General features: G+C 69.7%; 7 protein-coding genes. 5 read left to right on the top strand and 2 right to left on the bottom strand.

The features are described from left to right. Positions 1-16 precede the first annotated feature (16 nt). Complete coding sequence (locus ACWGIG_RS36740; RefSeq protein ID WP_453326057.1) at positions 17-976, bottom strand: TauD/TfdA family dioxygenase; 960 nt, start codon at positions 974-976, stop codon at positions 17-19. A 122-nt stretch (positions 977-1,098) separates the two neighbouring features. Beyond that, positions 1,099-1,521, bottom strand: coding sequence for a secondary thiamine-phosphate synthase enzyme YjbQ (locus tag ACWGIG_RS36735; RefSeq protein ID WP_453326056.1), 423 nt, complete (start codon positions 1,519-1,521; stop codon positions 1,099-1,101). A 110-nt stretch (positions 1,522-1,631) separates the two neighbouring features. On the opposite strand from ACWGIG_RS36735, the gene ACWGIG_RS36730 reads away from it, so the two are divergent. The 5 genes from ACWGIG_RS36730 to ACWGIG_RS36710 all read left to right on the top strand — a co-directional run. Further along, positions 1,632-1,715: a putative leader peptide gene (locus ACWGIG_RS36730; RefSeq protein WP_453326058.1), complete on the top strand. Its 84-nt coding sequence runs from the start codon at positions 1,632-1,634 to the stop codon at positions 1,713-1,715. A gap of 176 nt (positions 1,716-1,891) precedes the next feature. Further along, positions 1,892-2,824 (top strand): ABC transporter permease, encoded by a 933-nt coding sequence (locus ACWGIG_RS36725; protein ID WP_453326055.1) that lies wholly within the window; start codon positions 1,892-1,894, stop codon positions 2,822-2,824. Further along, positions 2,797-3,618, top strand: coding sequence for an ABC transporter ATP-binding protein (locus ACWGIG_RS36720; protein ID WP_453326054.1), 822 nt, complete (start codon positions 2,797-2,799; stop codon positions 3,616-3,618). The genes ACWGIG_RS36725 and ACWGIG_RS36720 overlap by 28 nt, the downstream gene beginning before the upstream one ends. Positions 3,619-3,624: 6 nt before the next feature. After that, positions 3,625-4,689 carry an ABC transporter substrate-binding protein gene (locus ACWGIG_RS36715; RefSeq protein WP_453326053.1) on the top strand — a complete coding sequence of 355 codons (1,065 nt, stop codon included), beginning with the start codon at positions 3,625-3,627 and terminating at the stop codon, positions 4,687-4,689. After that, on the top strand, positions 4,689-5,181 hold a 493-nt coding region (locus tag ACWGIG_RS36710; protein ID WP_453326052.1), incomplete at its 3' end, for an LLM class flavin-dependent oxidoreductase. The genes ACWGIG_RS36715 and ACWGIG_RS36710, both read left to right, overlap by 1 nt.

Here is a 5,181-nt window from a genome sequence, read left to right as displayed (position 1 = left end):
CAACAGCACTACGTTTTCAGACGATGATCCGCGAACGGGATTCGGTCGCGACGAACACCCGGCGGAGGTCCCGGATCAGGTTGACCCGCTTCAGCCACCGGTCCGTTCCGTCGTACCTCGGCTCGAACGGCTCCCGCCCGTGGACGACGCGGTAGTTGTCGAGAAATATCGCGTCGCCCGGCTCCAGCACCACCTTCTCCATCGCACCGGTCACGTACGTGTGCAGCTCGGTGATGGCATCCCGTGCGACGTGGTCGTCCTCGTCCGCCGCGCAGGTGTCGTCGAAGTCGATGCGCAGGTAACGCGACTCGGGCGGGCCGAACAGGATCGCGTCCACGTCCGCCGCCCCACTGGAATGCCCCTGCGGCCCGACGTGCGACTGGTCGGGGCGGTGGTGGAACCTCTTCTCGGACAGGATCTCCGACAGCCGCGCCGGCAGGTCGAGCCGGTCGGCGCGCACCACGGTGGTGCCGATCCGGTCCTGGTTGCGCAGGCAGTAGAGCGCCACGTAGTCGCAGCGGCACTGGTGGAAGGCGTCCTCGGTGTGCAGCGACAGCGGGACCGTGCTGCTCTGACTGGTCTCCGAGCGCTCCTTGCCCGGCGCCGGGCACACGTCGTGCACGATGCGGCCGTTCTGCTGGTTGCCCCAGGCGAACGGTTCGCCGAGGCCGGCGCTGCACAGCATGAGCACGACCTCCTCCCGGGTGCCGGCGCCGACCTTCTCCGCCATGTCCCAGCCGGTCGGGGTCGGTTCGAGGTCCTGGCTCAGCGGCAGCCCGGACAGCACCGCCACGTCGGTCTCCGCCGACTGGACCCGCCGGAAGAACTGGCGGACCCGGATCGGCAGCGACTCCGACACCGTCTTGGCGTGCGTGACGAACTGAACCGGGTCCCACTGGCCGTACTCGTCGAGCACCTCGTCGACCAGCCATTCGATCTGCCTGCGCTCGTTGGGTTCAATGACAAGCCTTTTCACACGAACCGTCCTTCCGGAGTGAGACACGGTCGAGCCTCTCGAAACCACCGACGCGCAGCCATGTCTTTGACCGACGGGTGAAACTGGGCGGTCAGCGCCCACCCCGGGACGGAGTCGGCGGGTCAGCCCAGGAAGCTCAGCCGGACCTTGCGCTCCGGGTTGTCGACGTTGGTGTCGACCAGGCAGACCGACTGCCACGTGCCCAGCTCCAGGCGGCCCGCGACGACCGGCAGGGTGGCGTGCGGGGGGACCAGGGCAGGGAGGACGTGGTCGCGGCCGTGGCCCGGGGAGCCGTGGCGGTGTTGCCAGCGGTTGTCGGCGGGGAGCAGTGTGCGGAGCGCGGCGAGGAGGTCGTCGTCGCTGCCCGAGCCGGTTTCCAGGACGGCGATGCCGGCGGTGGCGTGCGGGACGAAGACGTTGAGGAGTCCGTCGCGGCCGTCGGCGGCTTCGGTGAGGAAGTCTTCGCACGCCGAGGTGAGGTCGCTGACGGTCTCCGTCGAGCCCGTGGTGAGGTGCAGGACGCGGGTGGTGAATGTGTCGGCCATATTTCCATGTTCGCGTACGGGGCCGGAAACCGGCCGCCAGGTGGGATTCGGCATCCGGATGATGGGACGGCGGTTGACCGTGTCCGGGCGGGGTGGCTACGTTCTGCGCCATGTTGCGTCTCGCTCACCTCACCACGCGCGGTCACATCGACCTGCTGCGGGTGGCTTCCGCCGCGTGTCGACGCGGCTGCTGACGCTCCCTCTCCCGGCTCTGCCCGCTGTCCCTGTCGCGGGTGCTTCCGTTCCGTTCCCCTTCCGGTTCCCCTTCTCCGGCGTGTGCTCCGCCTTGCCGTGATGCCGTGGGTCAACTCCCTTCGGCTGCGCGGGTGTTGAGGCGCGCCCCGGGTTCCGCATTCCGTGGAGTTGATTCATGACCGCCGGCCATGCACCACCGGACATCTCGCCTTCGTCAGTACGGGAGGAACAGCAGAAGCCGGCGGAACGGGAGGAGTGCTCGCAGCAGCAGGAGCGGGCGCCGTCGAGCACGGGCCCCGAGCTGGAGGCCGTGGAGCCCCGTGGCTCCAGGAAGGGGTGGCTTCGTGCGGTGCCCCGGTGGGTGCGGCGGCCCGTCGGGCCGTTGCTGCTGCTCGCGCTGTGGCAGGTGTTCAGTGCGACCGGGGTGCTGCATCCCGATGTGCTCGCTTCGCCCGGCACCGTCGCCCGGGCGGGTGGTGAGCTGATCGCGGACGGGACACTGCCCGACGCGATGGTCACTTCGCTCCAACGCGTGGCGGTGGGGCTGGTGCTGGGGGTGGTCGTGGGGGTGGTTCTCGCCCTGCTGTCGGGGCTCTCGCGGCTGGGCGAGGATCTCGTCGACGCAAGCGTGCAGATGCTGCGGACCGTGCCGTGGGTCGGGCTGATCCCGCTGTTCATCATCTGGCTGGGGATCGGGGAGGCGCCGAAGGTGGCGCTCATCGCGCTCGGGGTCGCCTTCCATCTGTATCTGAACGTGTATGCCGGGATCCGGGGCGTCGACTCCCAACTCGTCGAGGCCGGAGAGGCGTTGGGGCTCGGAAGGTGGGGCCTGGTGCGGCATGTGGTGCTGCCGGGGGCGCTTCCCGGGGCGATGACCGGGTTGCGGTACTCGCTCGCCACGGCATGGCTGGCGCTGGTCTTCGGCGAGTCGATCAACGCCGATGCCGGGATCGGGTTCCTGATGAACCAGGCACGGGAGTTCTTCCGTACCGACGTGATCGTGGTCTGCCTGGTCGTGTACGCATTCCTCGGCCTGATCGCCGATGCCGTCGTCCGTCTCCTCGAAAGGCTGCTGCTGCAATGGCGACCGACCTTCACCGGACAGTGAGTCCGGCTTCGGCCGATACCGACACCGATACCGACACCGCTGCGGCCGTACGGGTGGCGGGGCTGACCCGTTCGTTCGGGGGCCGTCCGGTGATCGACGATCTCGAACTGACGCTGCGGCCGGGTGAGTTCACCGCTCTGCTCGGGCGGAGCGGGTGCGGGAAGTCCACCCTGTTGCGGGTGCTCGCCGGGCTCGACCGGGAGATCGAAGGGACCGTGCTCGTGCCCAAGCGGCGGGCGGTCGCCTTTCAGGCGCCACGGCTGATGCCGTGGAAGCGGGTGTGGCGCAATGTGCTGCTGGGGCTGCCCGGGGATCCCGGGCGCGAGGTCGCGGAGGCCGCACTCAAGGAGGTCGGGCTGGAGCACCGGTCCGCCGCCTGGCCCAGGACGCTGTCGGGCGGCGAGGCCCAACGGGCTTCCCTGGCAAGGGCATTGGTGCGCGAACCCGATCTGCTGTTGCTCGACGAGCCGTTCGGCGCACTGGACGCGCTGACGCGGATCAAGGCGCAGCGGCTGGTCGCGGAGTTGTGGCAGCGGCGCGGCTGCGCGGTACTGCTGGTCACCCACGACGTGGACGAGGCGCTGCTGCTCGCGGACCGTGCGCTGGTCATGCGGGACGGCGTCATCGCGTACGGGACCGGGGTCGGGCTCGACAGGCCCCGGACCGTCGGAACACCGGAGTTCGCGGCGCTGCGGTCACGGCTGCTGTCGGAGCTCGGCGTGGACGGGACCGCAGAGGCAGCCACGCCCCCACTCGGCCCGCCACTGCCCCCCACCTCCCGGAAAGAGAACTGATCCGCCATGAAACGGCCGTCCCTGTCCGTCGCCCTGCTGCTCCCCCTGTCCTTCTCCCCCCTGCTCACCGGATGCGGCGGTTCCCCGTCCGCCGGCACCACGGGCGACACCGACGGATCCGGTTCCGTCACCCTCAACGTCGGTGACCAGAAAGGCGGTTCGGAGGCGATCCTGCGGGCCGCGGGTGAGCTCGACCACCTCACGTACCGGATCAAGTGGTCGACCTTCACGTCCGGTCCACCGCTCCTCGAAGCGATCAACGCCAAGGCCGTGGACGTGGGAGGGGTCGGCAATACTCCGCCCGTCTTCGCGGCGGGCTCCGGATCGAAGATCACGGTGGTGGGTGCCTCCCACGGCTCGTCCGACGGCGAGGCGATCGTCGTGCCGAAGGATTCGCCGCTGAAGGGACCGGCGGACCTGAAGGGGCGGTCGGTCGCGGTCGCCCAGGGCAGTTCGGCGCACTACCAGTTGGTCGCCTCGCTGAGGAAGGCCGGGCTCGGCATCGGTGACGTGAAGCTGAAGTACCTCCAGCCCGCGGATGCGCTGGCCGCGTTCAGCCGGGGGAAGGTCGACGCGTGGGCGGTGTGGGATCCGTACACCTCGCAGATTCTGCGCAGCTCCGGCGCACGGGTACTGACGACCGGTCAGGGAGTGACCAACGGGCTTTCGTTCCAGGTGGCTTCGCCCGGCGCGCTCAAGGATCCCGCGAAGTCACGGGCCATCGGCGACTACCTCGACCGGCTGGAGCGCGCCCAGGCCTGGGTGTTCAAGCACCCCGAGGCGTGGGCGAAGGCATGGGCGAAGGAGACCGGGCTGCCGTACGAAGTGGCGCTCGACGCGGTGCGGCGGACGAACGGGACGCGGGTGCCGGTCGCGGTCGACGCCGCGGCCATCGCTTCGGAACAGGCCATCGCGGACACCTTCGCCGAACTCAGGCTGATTCCGAAGAGGTTCGCCTTCAAGGACTTCGTCGACACGCGGTTCAACAAGTCGCGGCCCCCGTCCGGCACCGCTCCCCTCTCGTACGGATCACACGGATCACACGGATCGAACGGAAAGGCGTCCTCCTGATGAGCGTTCATCTGCACTGGTTCCTGCCGACGGGCGGCGACGGGCGTACGCTCGTCGACCGGCACGCCTACACCGACGGCGGCATCAGCCGTTCGCGGATCGCCCCGGTGAGCGGGGTGCGGCAGCCCGACATCGAGTATCTGACCCAAATAGCCAAGGCGGCCGAGCAGTTGGGCTTCGAGGCGGTACTGACGCCGACCGGGACCTGGTGCGAGGACGCCTGGCTGACGACGGTGGCGCTCGCCCAGCACACCGAGCGGCTGAAGTTCCTGGTGGCGTTCCGGCCGGGGGCGATCTCGCCGACGCTGGCCGCGCACATGGCGGCGACGTACCAGCGCATCACCCGGGGACGGCTGCTGCTCAACGTGGTGACGGGCGGGGACTCCGTCGAGCAGCGGCGGTTCGGCGACCGTCTCGACCACGACCGGCGGTACGCCCGCACCTCGGAGTTCCTGGAGGTGGTGCGCGGGGCGTGGGGCGGCAAGCCGTACG

The sequence above is a fragment of the Streptomyces sp. NPDC054863 genome (genome assembly GCF_053610825.1).
Note: the sequence above shows the minus strand (reverse complement) of the source record. Positions and strands in the feature narration are given on the sequence as shown.